This is a genomic window from Serratia proteamaculans (assembly GCF_949794035.1).
Classification (GTDB): Bacteria; Pseudomonadota; Gammaproteobacteria; order Enterobacterales; family Enterobacteriaceae; genus Serratia; species Serratia proteamaculans.
Genome location: NZ_OX461105.1, coordinates 69,751 through 86,896, shown reverse-complemented (window position 1 = coordinate 86,896; position 17,146 = coordinate 69,751). Strand labels below are relative to the sequence as shown.

15 protein-coding genes are annotated in these 17,146 nt (G+C 57.8%); 7 read left to right on the top strand and 8 right to left on the bottom strand.

The window, feature by feature from the left end:
* Position 1: 1 nt before the first annotated feature.
* Positions 2 to 1,201: a cyanate transporter gene (locus QOT07_RS00380; RefSeq protein ID WP_275881013.1), complete on the bottom strand. Its 1,200-nt coding sequence runs from the start codon at positions 1,199 to 1,201 to the stop codon at positions 2 to 4.
* Between the two features lie 126 nt (positions 1,202 to 1,327).
* Between QOT07_RS00380 and QOT07_RS00375 the strand changes: the two genes are divergently transcribed.
* Positions 1,328 to 2,182, top strand: a complete 855-nt coding sequence (locus tag QOT07_RS00375; RefSeq protein ID WP_283602400.1) for a LysR family transcriptional regulator — start codon at positions 1,328 to 1,330, stop codon at positions 2,180 to 2,182.
* Between the two features lie 5 nt (positions 2,183 to 2,187).
* Here QOT07_RS00375 and QOT07_RS00370 read toward each other — a convergent pair whose 3' ends face one another.
* The 6 genes from QOT07_RS00370 to xylF form a co-directional block, all read right to left on the bottom strand.
* Positions 2,188 to 2,628, bottom strand: coding sequence for a DNA-binding protein (locus tag QOT07_RS00370; protein ID WP_283602399.1), 441 nt, complete (start codon positions 2,626 to 2,628; stop codon positions 2,188 to 2,190).
* Positions 2,579 to 3,241 (bottom strand): nucleotidyltransferase domain-containing protein, encoded by a 663-nt coding sequence (locus tag QOT07_RS00365; RefSeq protein WP_283602397.1) that lies wholly within the window; start codon positions 3,239 to 3,241, stop codon positions 2,579 to 2,581. The genes QOT07_RS00370 and QOT07_RS00365 overlap by 50 nt, the downstream gene beginning before the upstream one ends.
* 23 nt (positions 3,242 to 3,264) lie before the next feature.
* Positions 3,265 to 4,443, bottom strand: coding sequence for a D-xylose utilization transcriptional activator XylR (gene xylR / locus QOT07_RS00360; RefSeq protein WP_112349423.1), 1,179 nt, complete (start codon positions 4,441 to 4,443; stop codon positions 3,265 to 3,267).
* A gap of 194 nt (positions 4,444 to 4,637) precedes the next feature.
* A complete protein-coding gene (gene xylH / locus QOT07_RS00355; protein WP_283602396.1) occupies positions 4,638 to 5,822 on the bottom strand; it encodes a xylose ABC transporter permease XylH in 1,185 nt (394 codons plus the stop codon).
* Positions 5,800 to 7,341 carry a xylose ABC transporter ATP-binding protein gene (locus QOT07_RS00350; protein WP_283602395.1) on the bottom strand — a complete coding sequence of 514 codons (1,542 nt, stop codon included), beginning with the start codon at positions 7,339 to 7,341 and terminating at the stop codon, positions 5,800 to 5,802. Before QOT07_RS00350 ends, xylH begins: the two co-directional genes overlap by 23 nt.
* A 29-nt stretch (positions 7,342 to 7,370) precedes the next feature.
* Entirely contained in the window at positions 7,371 to 8,366 is a 996-nt protein-coding gene (gene xylF, locus QOT07_RS00345; protein ID WP_099062243.1) for a D-xylose ABC transporter substrate-binding protein, read from the bottom strand.
* A 365-nt stretch (positions 8,367 to 8,731) separates the two neighbouring features.
* Here xylF and xylA point away from each other — a divergent pair, with 365 nt between their 5' ends.
* The 5 genes from xylA (at position 8,732) to QOT07_RS00320 (ending at position 14,668) form a co-directional block, all read left to right on the top strand.
* Positions 8,732 to 10,051 (top strand): xylose isomerase, encoded by a 1,320-nt coding sequence (gene xylA, locus QOT07_RS00340; RefSeq protein WP_283602394.1) that lies wholly within the window; start codon positions 8,732 to 8,734, stop codon positions 10,049 to 10,051.
* 45 nt (positions 10,052 to 10,096) lie between these two features.
* Positions 10,097 to 11,548 (top strand): xylulokinase, encoded by a 1,452-nt coding sequence (gene xylB / locus QOT07_RS00335; RefSeq protein WP_099062245.1) that lies wholly within the window; start codon positions 10,097 to 10,099, stop codon positions 11,546 to 11,548.
* A gap of 147 nt (positions 11,549 to 11,695) precedes the next feature.
* Positions 11,696 to 13,090, top strand: a complete 1,395-nt coding sequence (locus tag QOT07_RS00330; RefSeq protein ID WP_283602393.1) for an amidohydrolase family protein — start codon at positions 11,696 to 11,698, stop codon at positions 13,088 to 13,090.
* Between the two features lie 100 nt (positions 13,091 to 13,190).
* Positions 13,191 to 13,742, top strand: a complete 552-nt coding sequence (locus QOT07_RS00325; protein ID WP_085115225.1) for a cysteine hydrolase family protein — start codon at positions 13,191 to 13,193, stop codon at positions 13,740 to 13,742.
* Between the two features lie 2 nt (positions 13,743 to 13,744).
* A complete protein-coding gene (locus QOT07_RS00320; protein WP_283602392.1) occupies positions 13,745 to 14,668 on the top strand; it encodes a GlxA family transcriptional regulator in 924 nt (307 codons plus the stop codon).
* Here the strand turns inward: QOT07_RS00320 and QOT07_RS00315 are convergent.
* Positions 14,663 to 15,655, bottom strand: a complete 993-nt coding sequence (locus QOT07_RS00315; RefSeq protein ID WP_283602391.1) for an acyltransferase — start codon at positions 15,653 to 15,655, stop codon at positions 14,663 to 14,665. The genes QOT07_RS00320 and QOT07_RS00315 overlap by 6 nt on opposite strands.
* Before the next feature lie 219 nt (positions 15,656 to 15,874).
* Between QOT07_RS00315 and QOT07_RS00310 the strand changes: the two genes are divergently transcribed.
* Positions 15,875 to 17,122 (top strand): MFS transporter, encoded by a 1,248-nt coding sequence (locus tag QOT07_RS00310; protein WP_262261822.1) that lies wholly within the window; start codon positions 15,875 to 15,877, stop codon positions 17,120 to 17,122.
* The last annotated feature ends 24 nt before the right edge of the window (positions 17,123 to 17,146 follow it).

Genomic DNA, 17,146 nt, shown 5'->3' with positions numbered 1-17,146 from the left:
ATTATTCGGCGAAGGCCTGCTGGTAGCTGTGCGGGTGGAAGCGCCAGGTGATGGCGATCAGCACCACCACCAGCAGCGCGTGGATTTGCCAATCCAGCACAAAACTGCCGCTGTAATCACGCAGCAGACCGGAAATGTACGGCGTGGTACCCGCCAGCAGGAAACCGATACCCTGCATAAAGGCCACCAGCCGCCCCGCCGCCGCCGGGTGTGGGATATGATCGAGCGCCAGCACCAGACACAACGGGAAGGCACCGCCCAGCCCCAAACCCGAGAGCAACACCCACAGCCAGGGTAGCGTCTGCGGCAGATAGATCAGGCCAATGAAACCAACCAACTGCATGGCCAGTGCCAGCAATAACAGCGGGCGACGATCCGCCGAGCGGGCCAGCGCCGGCAACAGCAACGCCCCTACCACCTGGCCGAAGGTCATCAGCGCCAACAGCGATCCGCTGGCCTGCGGCTGCCAGCCGAGCTGCATATAATAGGGTGGCAGCCAGGCGATCAGGCTGGTATAGCCGCCGTTGATCAAACCAAAATAGGCACCGAGCAACCAGGCACGACGGCTGAACCACAGGCTCGGCCCGCTGGAAGTCCCCGACGGCGTCAGGCGCGCCAAACCACGGCTGACCGGCCACCAGGCGATTAACGCCACCAGCGCCGGTGCGGCCCACCAGGCCAGGGCACTGTGCCAGTCATGGCCGACACTCATCAGCCAGGGGGTAATCGCCGCCCCCAGGCCGCCACCGCCCATCAGTGCCGCCGACCACAGCCCGGCCACCAGCGCCATCTGCTTGAGAAAGTGATGTTTGATAATGCCGGGCATCACCGCCTGGATCACCCCAATCCCCAGCCCACCCAGTACCGCACTCAGCATTAATTGCGTGCTGCCCGGTGCCAGCTCACGCCAGGCGGCACCCACACCAATCGCCAGCAGGCTCAACACCACGCCAGTGCGTTCGCTGAACAGGCGGTTAATCGCCCCACCCGCCAGCGCCATCAGCCCCATCATCAGTACCGGCAAGGTAGTCAGTAGGGCTGCGCCGCCAAAACTCAGTCCGGTAGCCTGCCGCAGCGTCGGTAACAACGGGCCGATCGAGGTCAGCAATGGCCGCATATTCAGGCCAATCAGCACCAGCGCCCACAGCAGGGGGTTGAACCAGCGGCGTAACAAGGAGGGAACAACAAAATGATTTAACACGGTCTATTCCTGAACTTCCGGGATGAAGAGTGCGGAGTCACAGAGTGGCCGCCGCAGCGTTGCCTTACTCTAGGCATCCCCGCTAGTATTGGGAAATTAAATAATAAAATAGCCAACAGTGGGAAAATGAATCGTTATCCGATGTTCAATCCGCAGTTACTGCTCAGCTTCGTCGCGGTGTGTGACAGCAACAGCTTCACCCGCGCCGCAGAACGGGTGTTTTTGTCACAATCTACCGTCAGCCAACAGGTACGCCGGTTGGAGGAGATGCTGGGCAAACCGCTGTTTGAACGGTCTTCCCATCAGGTGTTGCTGACCGAGGAAGGCGTCAAGCTGTTGAGCTATGCGCGGCGCATCATCGCGCTGAATGAAGAGGCGCACGATGCCTTGACCGGCATCTGGCATGACGGTGTACTGCGGCTGGGGATGCCGGAGGATTTCGCCGCGCCCACCACCGAACTGCTGGCAGAGTTCAGCCGCGCAAACCCGCATCTGCGGTTGGATGTCACCAGCGGCCTGAGTGCCGATCTGCACAGCGCCTATGCCCGCGAAGAGCTGGATCTGATCCTGGTTAAGCAACGTCGCAGCCAGCCACCGCGTGCCGCCAGGCCGGAGCCTCTGCTGTGGCTGGACAGTCTGGCCTTCCCGGCTATCGAACAATCGCCGGTGCCGCTGGCTGTGTTCCCACTCAATGGGTTATACCGCGACTCCCTGTGTCAGGCGCTGGATAACCTCGGCAAACGCTGGCGCATCGGTTACAGCAGCGCCAGTCTGGCCGCGCTTACCGCCGCGTCCGCCGCTGGGCTGGGTGTCACCCTGTTGCCAGCCGGCTGCCGTTTGCCCTGCCACCGGGTACTGGGCATCGCCGAAGGATTACCGCCGATCGACAACATTGAACTGGCGCTGTATTACCGCGATGGTGCCCCCGCCGCTACCCCGGCGCTGGCCGAACGGCTAAAGGCGTTTTGTGGGTTGGTGTGAGAAGGTTATTCCAAAAACTGCGGATGTTTGAGCTGCAGCCAATCGTTAGCCGCCAGCCAAAGTATTTCTGCCTGTTCCAGGCAGGCATGCACCGCCGCATCCGTCACCAAATCACCTGAATAATCAGCGATATTGCGTTGTTTTCGTAAAGCATCCAAACAGATCATTGCTTCACGCGAAATACCCAGGGTCAGCGGCAATGATTGGATCATGAGTTGATGATGACCGGGTTTATGGGGCGAGGTCCGAAAACCCTCTGCCTGCAGGGCTGCATTCGCGATTTGCATGACCGCTTTATACGCCGTGTCAAAACGCGTTTCATTGCTGAGCAGAGTGATACTGGCGTCATGCCGATTACGCGCAGCAGCGGAGAGTAATTTTCTGATTGCGCCTGCGTCAGGTCGTATCGCCTCCAGGCCAAGGCCTATCAAATTGTCTAACGTCATCCTTGTCTCCCAAAATCCCTAGCTGGGGCTTACTCATAATGTCCTGAATAAAGGCGGAGTTTTCCGCCAAAGCCGCCCGCCACTCTGCCGGCGAGTACAGTTTGGGGTTAATTTCCCTGCCCAATTCCTGCTGCAACGGGTAAAACGCGTTAATCACCTCAGAGAAAGACAAGTTGCCGACGATCAGGACGTCTATATCACTATCAGCCTTGGCCTTACCACTGGCAATCGAACCAAAAATAAAGGCCAGTTCAAGCTCGGCGTTAAGTTCGACCAACGCCTGGCACAAACGCTCGGCCACCCCGGAGGTTTTGCGGAAAATAGCCGCCAGTTCAGGAAAAATCAGGCAATCGGGGTTAGCCCGATAACAGATTTGGTTTCCCTGTTGCTGCCTGAGCAAGATGCCGCTCTGCGCCAGCTTGTTCAACTCTTTATGTAGGGTACCGGCCTGAGTTGCGGTACGGCGCGCAATTTCGCGGACATGAAATGCTTGTTCTGGTTGTGTTAACAACAGACTTAGCACTTTTCGCCGATATTCACTGAATAAGAGATCAAGCAGGGAACCGCACATGATGTTTCTCTTTGTAGCCATATTAGCTACAAATGTAGCCATATTGGCTACATTAAACAAGCAGCCTAATAGCTCACCTCGCCATAACGCTGGCGATAATCTTTCGGCGTCATGTCATAGCCTTTCTTGAACACCGAATAAAAATACTGCAGCGACGGGTAGCCACACATCTGTGAGATCTCGTTGATGGTCAGTGAGGTTGCCGTCAGCAGGTTACGGGCGCGATCCAACTTTTCCTGATGGATCACATGGTGGATAGTTTCGCCGGTTTCATCCCTGAAGCGTTTTTCCAGATTGGAGCGTGACATGCCGATCGCGTCCAGCACCTGTTCGACCTTGATGCCCTTGCAGGCGTGATGACGAATGTAATGCATCGCCTGGATCACCGCCGGATCGCGCAGCGAGCGGAAATCGGTAGAACGTCGTTCAATCACCTTCACCGGCGGCACCAGAATGCGCTGCAGCGGCAATTCACGGCGATCAAGCAGTTGGTGCAATAATTTGGCGGCGCGATACCCCATCTGACGGGTGCCCTGCGCCACCGAAGACAGCGCCACCCGCGACAGGTAACGCGTCAGTTCTTCATTGTCGATGCCGATCACGCACAGCTTCTCTGGCACCGCGATATCCAGATGTTCACACACCTGCAGCAAATGCCGTGCCCGCGCATCGGTCACCGCGATAATGCCGGTCTGCTGCGGCAGGGTCTGCACCCAGTCTGCCAGCCGGTTCTGTGCGTATTGCCAGTTCTCCGGCGCGGTGGCCATTCCCTGATACACCACGCCCTGATACTGCTCCAGCGCCACCCGCTGACGGAAGGCATGCTCACGTTCCTGTGCCCAGCGTTTACCGCCTTCGCTGGGCAAACCGTAGAAGGCAAAACGGTTAATGCCTTTTTCTTTCAGATGAGTAAATGCCGCCTCCACCAGTGCCTGATTGTCGGTGGCAATGTAGTGCACCGGCGGGTAGTCCTCATCGCGATGATAAGAACCACCCACCCCGACGATCGGCACCCTGACGTTGTGCAGCAACCGTTCGATTTCACCGTCGTCGAAATCGGCGATCACCCCATCGCCCAGCCAGTCCTTGATGTTGTCGATACGGCAGCGGAAATCCTCTTCGATAAAGATGTCCCAGTCACATTGTGAAGCCTGTAAATACTCGCCGACGCCTTCTACCACCTGGCGGTCGTACACTTTATTGGCGTTGAACAGCAAGGTAATGCGAAAGCGCTTTTCGAACATGGGCATCCCCGGTAACCCCCAGTGACTGTAGGGGGCGAATAAATTCGCCCCGATTAAGGCGGGCGCAGCATGCAGCGCCCCTACAATGTCTGGGGATAGGCGAGTGAGTCGCCTGGCTGCAACCTGAAAGCTACAGGGTATTATCTGCGAGAGCAGCAGGCATCACCTCATAACTGTGAGCTCAGACGCTATTCTTATGCCCGGCGCTTGGTGGCGGAGTCCATCCATACCGCCAGCAGCAAAATGGCGCCCTTGACGATGTACTGCCAGAAGGTCGGCACGTCCAGCATGCTCATGCCGTTATCCAGCGATGCCATGATGAACGCGCCCATCACCGCGCCAGCCACGCTACCGATGCCGCCGGCCAGGCTGGTGCCGCCAATCACACAGGCGGCGATGGCGTCCAGCTCGGCGATATTGCCCGCCGAAGGTGACCCGGCCCCCAGGCGTGAACTGAGGATCAGACCGGCAATGGCCACCATCAAACCGTTGATGGCAAACACCGCCAGCTTGGTGCGTTCGACGTTGACACCCGACAGCCGCGCCGCGTCAATATTGCCGCCGATGGCGTAGATCCGACGGCCAAAGGCGGTGCGGGTGGCCATAAATATCCCTGCCAGCATCAGCGCGGTGAGGATCAACACCGGCGTCGGTACCCCACGGTAATCGTTGAGCAAATAGATGGCGCCGAGCACCAGCAGCGCCAAAATACTTTGCCGGGTGACGTCACCGGTCGGTGTGGCCACGGGCAAACCGAGCTGGGCACGCCGACTGCGCCGCCGCCACTGCCAGGCAACAAACAGCATCAGCCCAACCGCACCGATGCCAAAACCCAGGCCGTTCGGCAAATAGCTCTGGCCAATTTGCGACATCGCGCCGCTGGTCGGTGCCACGGTAGTACCATTGGTAATGCCGATCAGGATGCCGCGAAAGGCCAACATCCCCGCCAGGGTAACGATAAACGACGGAACCTTGCGATAAGCCACCCACCAACCGTTCCAGGCCCCCAACAGCAGACCGGCCAGCAACGTCACCACGATGGTCAGCGGCAATGGCCAGCCAAGCCAAACGTCGAAAACCGCCGCCGCCCCACCTAACAACCCCATCATTGAACCGACCGACAGATCGATTTCTGCCGACACAATCACGAACACCATACCGACCGCCAGAATGCCGGTGATCGCCGTCTGGCGCAGCAGGTTGGAAATATTACGCGCGCTGAGATAAGCCCCCTCGGTGGTAAAGGTAAAGAACAGCATAATGACGACTATCGCCGCCAACATCACAAACACCTGCAAATTGATGGATTTCAGTTTCACTATGGGTCTTTTTTCCACCATTGCCGGCACGATCGCTTCAGACTGCGTGTTTTTCGACATCTGTTTCACTCCTCAATGCGGCTTCCATCACCTGTTCCTGGGTCAGACCCCGGTTGATCAACGACGCCTTGATGCGCCCCTGGTGCATCACCAGGACACGATCGCTTAATCCCAGCACTTCCGGCAGTTCCGAAGACACCACGATCACCGCAATCCCCTGCTGTACCAGTTGATTGATTAACTTATAGATTTCATGTTTGGCACCGATGTCGATACCGCGCGTCGGCTCATCCAATATCAGAATCTTCGGCTTCAGCAGCAGGCACTTGGCGAGAATAGCCTTCTGTTGATTACCACCGCTCAGCCGGGCAATCGCCAGTTCAGGCGAGGAAGTTTTTACCTTAAGCTGTGCCAGCGACTGGCGAATGGTCGCCTGTTCCAGGGCGTCATCGATCACCGTCAGCGCACCGCTAAAATCACTCAGTGCGGCCAACGTCATATTGGCCCCCACGCCCATCACCGGTACGATGCCATCACGCTTGCGGTCTTCCGGCACCATGGCGATGCCATATCGCATCGCCTGGCGGCAATTATTAATAGCGGCCGGCTGGCCATTGAGGGTAATGCTTCCCTGCCACCGGCCAGCGTAGACGCCGAACAGGCACTGCATGGTTTCGGTCCGTCCGGAGCCGACCAAGCCGGCCACACCGAGGATCTCGCCGCGTCGCAGGCTGAAAGAAACATCATCCACCCGTCGAACATGGCGATTCACCGGGTGCCAGGCGGTCAGGTTATCCACCTGCAGGATCACCTCACCGATATCATGCTGTTGCTGCGGATACAGCTCGGTTAACTCACGCCCGACCATCATGGCGATAATATCGTCCTCGCTCATTTCCGCCGCCGGGTGGGTGCCGATGTGCTTGCCGTCGCGGATCACGCAGATCAGATCCGAGATCGCCTTCACCTCATTCAGCTTGTGCGAAATGTAAATACAGGCGATGCCGTGATCGCGCAGATCCCCAATGATCGCCAGCAGCGTAGCGGTTTCACTTTCGGTCAACGACGCCGTCGGCTCATCCAGCACCAGCAGCCGCACCTGCTTGTTCAGCGCCTTGGCGATCTCCACCAACTGCTGCTGGCCCAGCCCCAGTTCGCCGATAGGGGTGTTGGGATCCACCTCCAGCTTGACCTGCGCCAGCATCCGTCGGCAGCGCAGGTACATGGCGTCGTAATCCATTACGCCGTATCGACACCATTCATTGCCGAGAAACATGTTTTCCAGCACCGTCATCTGCTTCACCAGCGCCAGCTCCTGATGGATGATGGCGATGCCTTTCTGCTCGGTGTCGCGAATGTTTTTTGCCGCTAATAAATCATCAGAGAAATAAATATCGCCCTGATAACTGCCGTGCGGATATATTCCGCACAGCACTTTCATCAGGGTGGATTTTCCCGAACCATTTTCACCACACAGCGATAATACCTGTCCGGCCTCTAATTTCAGGCTGACATTATCCACCGCCTTGACCACCCCGAATTGCATGGTGATATTTTTCATTTCTAATAGGCTGGGCATTATTCCCTCCGCATTACCGGCTGTCGGAATTAATTAATGTCGGCTTTTTTGTGGAAGCCGTCGGCAACAATGGTGCTGTCGATATTCGATTTATCCACCGGAATAGGGGTTAATAACCAGGATGGCACATCTTTGCTGCCGTTATTTAACGTGGCGTTGGCCTTCGGCTGTTCACCCTTGCCCAGTTGCACCGCGATGCCCGCCGCCTCGTCGGCCAGCTTGCTGATCGGCTTATACACCGTCATGGTCTGGGTACCGGCGACAATACGCTTAACCGCCGCCAAATCGGCATCCTGACCGGAGATGGCTACCTTGCCCGCCAGGCCCTGAGCGGCCAGCGCCTGGATCGCACCACCGGCGGTGGCATCGTTGGAAGCCACTACCGCATCAATCTTGTTATTGTTGGCAGTCAGCGCATTTTCCATGATTTTTAATGCGTTTTCCGGCAACCATCCGTCGACCCACTGATCGCCCACTACCTTGATTTTCCCGCCGTCGATCAGCGGTTGCAGCACCTTCATCTGCCCCTGGCGGAACAGCTTGGCGTTATTATCCACCGGCGAGCCGCCCATCAGGAAGTAATTGCCCTGCGGTACCCGCTGCACCAGGCTTTGCGCCTGCAGTTCACCGACCTTTTCATTATCAAAGGAGATGTAAAAATCGATATCGGCGTTATTGATCATGCGATCGTAAGCCAGCACCTTAATGCCTTCCCGCTTGGCTTCGCTGATCACGTTGCTTAACACCTTGCCGTTATAAGGAATAATCACCAGCACGTCGACGCCGCGGTTGATCATATTTTCAATCTGCGCCATCTGGGTTTCTTCATTGCCGTTGGCCGACTGGACAAACACATCGGCCCCCAGTGATTTGGCCTTACTGACAAAGATATCGCGGTCTTTCTGCCAGCGCTCCAGACGCAGGTCGTCGATCGCCATGCCGATTTTGACTTCTTTGCTGAACGCCGGTTGGCTGGCCAGCGCCAGCAGTGCGCAGACCGAAAGGAACACAGGTTTAAATTTCATCTTATATACCTTTGTTATTTAACGTGTAGGGGCAATAATTGAAACGGGCTAGTGACGCAGCTTAGAGCGGATTGTTATCGGTTATTTAATATTCAGCAATTACTGATTTTTACCGGCTAATTATGATTTTTGGTTTAATGTTGTTTTTATGATGGCGGTCATGCTTTCAGGCTGAAAAACAGCAGGTCGACAAATAAAAATGAAGAAACCTTAAATAAACCGTGGTTAAAAACCTATTATGAGATCTGCCGCACATTTAATAATTCTGTGAATTTAAGTGTGAAATAACGTAATTGAGCAGCCTGTCGCAAACTCCGAAGATAAAGGCATCCCGTAAACCGGGCATTGCTACCCAGGAGTCGATAATGCAATCTTATTTTGATCAGCTTGAGCAAGTGCGCTACGAAGGCCCTACCAGTAATAACCCGCTGGCCTTTCATCATTACAATCCGGATGAACTGGTGCTCGGCAAGCGTATGGCGGAGCACCTGCGTTTTGCCGCCTGCTACTGGCATACTTTCTGCTGGAACGGCGCGGACATGTTCGGCGTCGGATCTTTCGATCGTCCCTGGCAGCAACCGGGCGATGCGCTGGCGCTGGCCAAACGCAAAGCCGACGTGGCGTTCGAGTTCTTCCACAAGCTGAACGTCCCCTACTACTGCTTCCATGACGTCGACGTTTCGCCGGAAGGCGCTTCGCTGAAAGAGTATCTGCACAACTTTGCGGTCATGACCGACGTACTGGAGGAAAAACAGTACAGCAGCGGCGTAAAACTGCTGTGGGGTACCGCCAACTGTTTTACCCACCCGCGTTACGGCGCCGGTGCCGCCACCAACCCGGATCCGGAAGTGTTCAGTTGGGCTGCCACTCAGGTGTTTACCGCCATGAATGCCACTCAACGCCTGGGGGGTGAGAACTACGTGCTGTGGGGCGGCCGCGAAGGCTATGAAACCTTGCTGAACACCGACCTGCGCCAGGAGCGTGAGCAAATTGGCCGCTTTATGCAGATGGTGGTGGAGCACAAACATAAAACCGGTTTCCAGGGCACCTTGCTGATTGAGCCCAAACCCCAGGAACCGACCAAGCATCAATACGACTACGATGTCGCCACCGTTTACGGCTTCCTCAAGCAGTTCGGCCTTGAGAAAGAGATCAAGGTGAATATCGAAGCCAACCACGCCACGCTGGCGGGTCACTCGTTCCACCATGAGATCGCCACCGCCATTGCGCTCGGCATCTTTGGTTCCGTCGATGCCAACCGGGGCGACCCGCAGTTGGGTTGGGACACCGACCAGTTCCCGATCAGCGTAGAAGAGAACGCGCTGGTGATGTTCGAAATTCTCAAGGCCGGGGGCTTTACCACCGGCGGGCTGAACTTTGATGCCAAGGTACGCCGTCAAAGCACCGACAAATACGACCTGTTCTATGGCCATATTGGTGCCATGGACACCATGGCGCTGGCGCTGAAGGTCGCAGCGAAAATGGTGACTGACGGTCAGTTACACCAGCAGGTATCCAAACGCTATGCCGGCTGGAATGGTGAATTGGGCCAGCAAATTTTGCAGGGCAAACTGTCGCTCGAAGCCCTGGCGCAGTACGCTGAAGGACATGCACTGGCGCCACAGCACGTCAGCGGCCGCCAGGAGCAGCTTGAAAACCTGATGAACCGCTACCTGTTCGGCTAACTGACCCCGCGCGGCACTCCGCCGCGCATTTAAGGATCCTTAACCATGTATATCGGCATCGACCTCGGCACCTCCGGCGTAAAAGTCATTTTGCTCAGTGAGCAGGGCCAACTGCTTGCCAGCCACGGTGAGTCGCTGCCCATTTCCCGCCCTCACCCCCTGTGGTCAGAGCAAGCGCCGCAGGACTGGTGGCACGCCACCGATCGCGCGATGCTGGCGCTGGGCAAGCAGCACAGCCTGCAGCAGGTAAAAGCCATCGGTCTCAGCGGCCAGATGCACGGCGCCACGCTGTTGGACGCACGGCAACAGGTGCTACGCCCGGCGATCCTGTGGAACGACGGCAGAAGTGCCGCGCAATGTCTGGCGCTGGAACAGGCGGTACCGCAATCACGGCAAATCACCGGCAACCTGATGATGCCGGGCTTCACCGCCCCTAAGCTGCTGTGGGTACAACAGCATGAGCCCCAGGTGTTTCAGCACATCGATAAAGTGCTATTGCCCAAAGATTATTTGCGCTGGTGCATCACCGGCGACTTCGCCAGCGACATGTCGGACGCCGCCGGCACCGGCTGGCTGAACGTAGCGCAACGCGACTGGAGCGACGAGATGCTGGCCGCCTGCGGCCTGACCCGCCGCCAGATGCCGCAACTGTTCGAGGGCAATCAGGTAACCGGCCAGACCCATACCGAACTGGCCCGCCGCTGGGGTATGTCGCCGGTACCGGTGGTGGCCGGCGGCGGCGATAACGCGGCCGGGGCGATCGGCGTGGGGCTGTATCAGGCCGGGCAGGCGATGCTGTCACTCGGTACCTCGGGGGTGTATTTTGCGGTCAGCGACGGTTTTCTCAGCAACCCGGCCAGCGCGGTGCACAGCTTCTGCCATGCGTTGCCTGACACCTGGCACCTGATGTCGGTGACGCTCAGCGCCGCCTCCTGTCTGGACTGGGTTTGCAAACTGACTAATGTCGAAGACGTCGCCACCCTGCTGCGTAACGTTGAACAGGCCTCCCCGGCGGCGGCTCCGCTGTGGTTTTTGCCCTATCTGTCCGGAGAGCGAACTCCGCATAATAATCCGAACGCCAAGGGGGCATTCTGGGGGCTCACCCATCAGCATGGTCCGAACGATCTGGCGCGGGCGGTACTGGAAGGCGTCGGTTTCGCCCTGGCCGACGGGATGGACGTGCTGCACGCCAGCGGCCTGCAGCCCTCCAGCATCACCCTGATTGGCGGCGGCGCACGCAGTCCATTCTGGCGGCAAATGCTGGCGGACATCAGTGGCCAGCGGCTGGAATACCGAACCGGCGGCGACGTCGGTCCGGCGCTGGGGGCCGCGCGGCTGGCGCAGATCGCACTGAACCCGCAGCGCCCACTCGGCGAACTGCTGCCTGAATTACCGCTGGAGCAGGTACATACCCCAGATGCCGAGCGCCACCAACAGTACACTGCGCTACGCAGCACCTTCCGCGAACTCTATACCCGTCTGTTGCCGCTGATGTAAAAACAGGGGTGGGGTAATACCCGCCCCCCTTATTATTGCCAAATCGAATAGTCGCCAGTGGCAAATGTCACTGCCAACCCGTCGGCTCCTCTCCTAAATTGGTGGCTGTCTTTTGACACACCTCACCTCTGGATTAAGGAACTGAACGTGGAAAAAAATCAACAACAAAGCCGCAGAGCTTTCCTCAGCCAAACCGGCAAAATTACCACTGCCTGTGCGGTGATCGGCCTGACCGGCGGCGTGGCGCAGGCCGCCGTGCCGCCGGGAAGCCCCTGCACACCGGAGACCCAACCCATGACCCTGACCGACAGCCACTACTGGCTGAGCGATGTGCGGCTGGAAGACGGTTTTGAGTACGACGGTGACACGGTGATAGGCACCCGCACCGCGCTCTATCAGCTTGAAATCAAAGACGGAAAAATTGCCGCTATCCACCCAAAAGAGGCAGCGGTTCCCACTGGCGTGCCACATTATCAGGCACAGGGTCAGTTGCTGTTGCCGGCATTTCGCGACATGCATATCCACCTGGATAAAACCTTTTACAGCGGCCCATGGCAGGCACCGCGTCCGCGCCAGGGCAAAACCATTATGGATATGATTGCGCTGGAACAGACGCTGATCCCCAAGCTGTTGCCTACCTCACAACAACGTGCAGAAAACCTGATCGCCCTGCTGCAATCCAAAGGCAGTACCGTGGCGCGTAGCCACTGCAATATCGATCCGGTCAGCGGGCTGAAAAGCCTGGAACACCTGCAGCGCGCGCTGGAAATTCACCAGGCCGATTTCAGCTGTGAAATCGTCGCCTTCCCACAGCACGGCCTGCTGCACTCTAAAGTTGACGGCTTAATGCGTGAAGCCATGCAGATGGGGGTGCAATACGTTGGCGGGCTGGATCCGACCAACGTCGACGGCGCGATGGAACAGTCACTGGACGCCATGTTCCAGATTGCGCTCGACACCGGCAAAGGCGTCGATATCCACCTGCATGAAACCAGCCCGGCCGGGGTGGCCGCCATCAACTACATGATTACCACCGTAGAAAAGAACCCTTCGCTGCGCGGTAAAGTCACCATCAGCCACGCATTTGCCCTGACCTCGCTGAATCCGAATGAGCTGGAGGAAACCGCCACCCGCCTGGCCGCGCAGCAAATCACCATCGCCTCCACGGTGCCGATTGGCGGGCTGATGATGCCGCTGCCACAGCTCAGTGAGAAAGGGGTATTTGTGATGACCGGAACCGACAGCGTGATCGACCACTGGTCCCCGTTCGGCACTGGCGACATTCTGGAAAAAGCCAACCTTTACGCCCAACTTTACCGGGGTTCTGACGAGTTTCATCTGTCACGCGCCATGGCCATTTCCACCGGCGGCGTGCTGCCGCTGAATGACAAGGGTCAACGAGTGTGGCCCAAAGCCGGTGACAGCGCAGAGTTCGTGCTGATCAACGCCAGTTGCTCCGCCGAAGCGGTAGCCCGCCTGCCAACTCGCCGCGCCACCTTCCATCAGGGGCGGCTGGTCGCCGGCCAGATCGGCAAAGCCTGATGCTGGTCCGCTGATGCCACCATAATGGCCGTTTTTGGCCTTCTTCCCTGCAGGATAACGGCGCAGTATGGCGTTATACCTAATTGGCGGAGGGCCGAAAATGTCACAGAGCGCGTTATTGATCATCGATGTTCAGCAATCATTCCAGCATCGTCCATTCTGGCAAGAAGAGGATCTGCCGGCTTTCCAACAGGCGCTGACGCGGTTGATCGCAGGCTGTCACCAGCAAGGCGTGCCGCTGGTTGACGTGTTCCACGTGTCGCCAGAGGGGCCCTTTTCGTTGGCGTCCGGCTGGGTAAAGCGCCTGCCCTTCCTCGACCATCAGGCCGATGTCACGGTACACAAACAGGTGCACAACGCACTGACCGAGTCCGGCCTGGATGCCTGGTTGCTTGAGCGACATATCAAGCATTTGATTATCTGCGGCATCCGTACCGAGCAGTGCTGTGAAACCACCACCCGGGTAGCGGCCGATCTCGGCTATCAGGTCACCTTTGTCACCGAAGCCACGTTGACCTTCCCGATGCAACACCCCGACGGACAAGTCTTTACCAGCGAACAGCTCAAGCGGCATACTGAGACGGTGCTGGTCGATCGCTTCGCCCGCATCGCCAGCGTGGATGAGGCACTGGCGCAACTCTCACAGGAGTAATCATGCCGCAGGCCGTCTACTTTCTGATGCTGCCCCAGGTGCTGTCGCTGGACGTCAGCGGCCCGGCGGAAACTCTGCGCCTGGCCGGGCAGTTCAGCCTGCGCTACATCAGCCCACTGCCGCAGGTCACCTGTTCGATCGGCATGACGTTGAGTCAGCTACAGCCGCTGCCTGACCGGCTGGAAAACGGCGCTATTCTGGTGGTACCGGGCGTCAGTGATTCGCAGCATTTCTTCGCCACTGCGCCAGCCGAACAGGCCCGCCGCTGGCTGGCTGCGCTGAAGCCCGACCTGCAACAGCAACGTATCACATTGGTCTGCGTCTGTTCCGGCGCCCTGTTGGCGGCGCAGGCCGGTTTGCTCGACGGCTACCAATGCACCACCCATCACGACGTGCTCGATCGCCTGCGCCAGCAGGCCCCGGCAGCGCAGGTGAAAGAAAATCGCATCTTTGTTGAAGACCGCGGCGTTTACACCAGCGCGGGGATCACTGCCGGTATCGATCTGGCTCTGCACCTGATTAACCGCCAGTGTGGCGCTACCCGGGCAATGGAAATCGCCCGTGAGATGGTGGTGTATTTTCGCCGTTCCGGCGACGACCCGCAGCTTTCACCCTGGCTACGCTACCGTAACCACCTGCACCCGGCGGTGCACCGTGCGCAAGACGTGATGGCCGCCGAACCGGAAGCGGAATGGTCGGTGCCGCAGGTGGCGGAAAAGGCCCACGTCAGTAGCCGTCATCTGGCACGATTGTTCCGTAGCCATATCGGTATCAGCGTGCGCGAGTATCATGAGCAGCTACGGCTGGCAGTAGCGCAGCAGCGCCTGCAGCAAGGCTATGGGCTGGAGAAAGCGGCCTTGGCGGCGGGGTTTTCCTCCGGCCGCCAACTGAGACGCGCCCAGCAACGCGGTTCAGCCGAGCTATGACACCAGCCGTCGAGGGTCTATTTTCTGCAGCCCTATCGACAACAGCAAGCTGAGTGCCAACGCCACCCCGAACACCCAGAAGATATCCAGCAATGGATGGGCCGTCAGCTCCAGATGCCGGTTACGCATAAAGTTAACGATAATGGCGTGAAAACCGTAGATCGCCAGCGAATGGCGGGAAAAAACGCCCAACCAGCCAATCGGCTCCGGCAGACAGTTTTTAAACCAGATCAGCAGTGATACCGCCGCGATAAACACCAGCGGGCCGCAGTAGATGTAGTAGGTATCGGCGAAATTACCGTTAATAAACATCTGGCTTTTGGTGCCGTGAATAATCAACGCCACGCTAAACACAAAACCTGACGCCGCCAGCCAACTGATGCCACGTCCCTGGGTGTCCATCATGCCAATCGCCCGGCCGGCCAACGCATACAGCAGGTAATAGAAGGTGTCGCCATAGATATACAGATTCACCGGCAGCAGGTGCGCATTGTCCAGGGTCAGCGGACGGGTATTGGGGTTGGCGATCACCGCCAGGATCACCAGTACAGCGGCCAGATAGCGGCGCGATACCGGTTTGACGTTGATCAGCGGCGACAGCAAATAAATGACCGCGATCGCATAGAAGAACCACAGGTGATAGAACACCGGTTTCAGCAATATGCCGCGCAGCGACGGCCAGAAGCCAATCTTGGTGAACGTCGCAATATAGATCAGCGCGATGGCGCTGTAGAACAAGATACAGCAGCCAATACGGATGAAATGTTTCTTACCGGCGCTTTTCTCACCGAAAAACAGATAACCGGAAATCATGAAAAATAACGGCACCGAGACGCGCGACATCGAATTCAACAGGTTGGAAATATCCCAGTTGTGTTCGCCCACCGCCACCCCGCTGGTGACGTAATAGGTGGTCGCGTGGATCATCACCACCATCATGCACGCCACCGCGCGCAAGTTATCTATCCAGCCAATTTTATTACTCAAAAGGTCGCCCGCAATATTGTCATCTTCGTCTGTTAAAAGGAGGTTAACCAGCGAAAGTGTGGGTGGCAACCCTGACGGGCAATATCAGAATGTGCTGAAACAACACCTTATTATTGCCAAGGTGAACAATTGGCGGCAAAATAGCCGCCACAACTCGCTCAGATAGCGCTTCCCGCCCTGACAGTTCCTTATTTCTTCTTTACTTTCAGTACGATAAATATGAAAACAACATTACCACCTGCGGCTCGCTTGGGTCGACAGGCGCTTTTATTCCCTCTGTGTCTGGTGCTGTTCGAATTCGCCACCTATATCGCCAACGATATGATCCAGCCTGGCATGCTGGCGGTGGTGGCCGATTTCAATGCCGGTGAAGAGTGGGTGCCCACCTCCATGACCGCCTATCTGGCCGGCGGTATTTTCCTGCAATGGCTGCTGGGGCCGTTGTCGGATCGCCGTGGCCGTCGCCCGGTGATGCTGGCCGGCGTGGCGTTCTTTATCGTCGCCTGCCTGGCGATTTTGCTGGTGACCAGCATTGAACAGTTTATCTTTATGCGTTTCCTGCAGGGGATTGGCCTGTGCTTTATCGGTGCGGTGGGCTACGCCACGATACAGGAATCCTTTGAGGAATCGGTGTGCATAAAAATCACCGCGCTGATGGCTAACGTGGCACTGATCGCCCCGCTGCTCGGGCCGCTGGCCGGTGCAGCGCTGATCCACGTCGCACCATGGCAAAGCATGTTCGTGCTGTTTGCGGCACTGGCAGCGTTTGCCTTCTACGGCCTGTGGAAAGCGATGCCGGAAACCGCGTCGCTGCAGGGTGAGAAACTCTCGGCTGCCAACCTGTGGCGTGACTATCGCCAGGTGCTGTCCAACCGTCGCTTTGTCTGCGGTGCGTTGGCCATTGGCTTCGCCAGCCTGCCGCTGCTGGCCTGGATTGCCCAATCACCGGTGATCCTGATCAGTGGCGAGTCGCTGTCGACGCTGGATTACGGCCTGTTGCAAATTCCGGTGTTCGGCGCGCTGATCCTCGGCAACCTGACGCTGGCGCGGATGACCGGCAAGAACAGCGTCCAACGGCTGATCAAACTGGGCGCAGGGCCAATGATGCTGGGGCTGCTGATCGCGGCGCTGGCCACGCTGTTCTCAACTCACGCCTATCTGTGGATGACTGCGGGCCTGAGTCTGTACGCTTACGGTATCGGGCTGGCCAACGCCGGGCTGTATCGCCTGACGCTGTTCTCAAGCAATGTGAGCAAGGGCACGGTTTCCGCCACCATGGGCATGCTGAGCATGATGGTGTTCACCGTCGGAATTGAGCTGGCGAAAGTGGCCTACGTCTGGGGCGGCAGCGGGTTGTTCAATTTGTTCAACCTGGTCAGCGGCCTGTGCTGGCTGGCTCTGGTGGCGCTGTTCCTCAGCAAACGCCGCAGCGGCGACGCAACCCCGACGGCAACTACAAGCATGTAATCTCATCTGATGGGGGGCAGTTTG

Coding starts and splice junctions, on each gene's coding strand:
- QOT07_RS00350 (WP_283602395.1), bottom strand. CDS start 7,341: ATGCCCAGCCTATTAGAAATGAAAAATATCACCATGCAATTCGGGGTG.
- QOT07_RS00325 (WP_085115225.1), top strand. CDS start 13,191: ATGTCACAGAGCGCGTTATTGATCATCGATGTTCAGCAATCATTCCAG.
- xylB (WP_099062245.1), top strand. CDS start 10,097: ATGTATATCGGCATCGACCTCGGCACCTCCGGCGTAAAAGTCATTTTG.
- xylA (WP_283602394.1), top strand. CDS start 8,732: ATGCAATCTTATTTTGATCAGCTTGAGCAAGTGCGCTACGAAGGCCCT.
- xylR (WP_112349423.1), bottom strand. CDS start 4,443: ATGTTCGAAAAGCGCTTTCGCATTACCTTGCTGTTCAACGCCAATAAA.
- QOT07_RS00310 (WP_262261822.1), top strand. CDS start 15,875: ATGAAAACAACATTACCACCTGCGGCTCGCTTGGGTCGACAGGCGCTT.
- QOT07_RS00370 (WP_283602399.1), bottom strand. CDS start 2,628: ATGACGTTAGACAATTTGATAGGCCTTGGCCTGGAGGCGATACGACCT.
- QOT07_RS00375 (WP_283602400.1), top strand. CDS start 1,328: ATGAATCGTTATCCGATGTTCAATCCGCAGTTACTGCTCAGCTTCGTC.
- QOT07_RS00320 (WP_283602392.1), top strand. CDS start 13,745: ATGCCGCAGGCCGTCTACTTTCTGATGCTGCCCCAGGTGCTGTCGCTG.
- QOT07_RS00365 (WP_283602397.1), bottom strand. CDS start 3,241: ATGGCTACATTTGTAGCTAATATGGCTACAAAGAGAAACATCATGTGC.
- xylH (WP_283602396.1), bottom strand. CDS start 5,822: ATGTCGAAAAACACGCAGTCTGAAGCGATCGTGCCGGCAATGGTGGAA.
- xylF (WP_099062243.1), bottom strand. CDS start 8,366: ATGAAATTTAAACCTGTGTTCCTTTCGGTCTGCGCACTGCTGGCGCTG.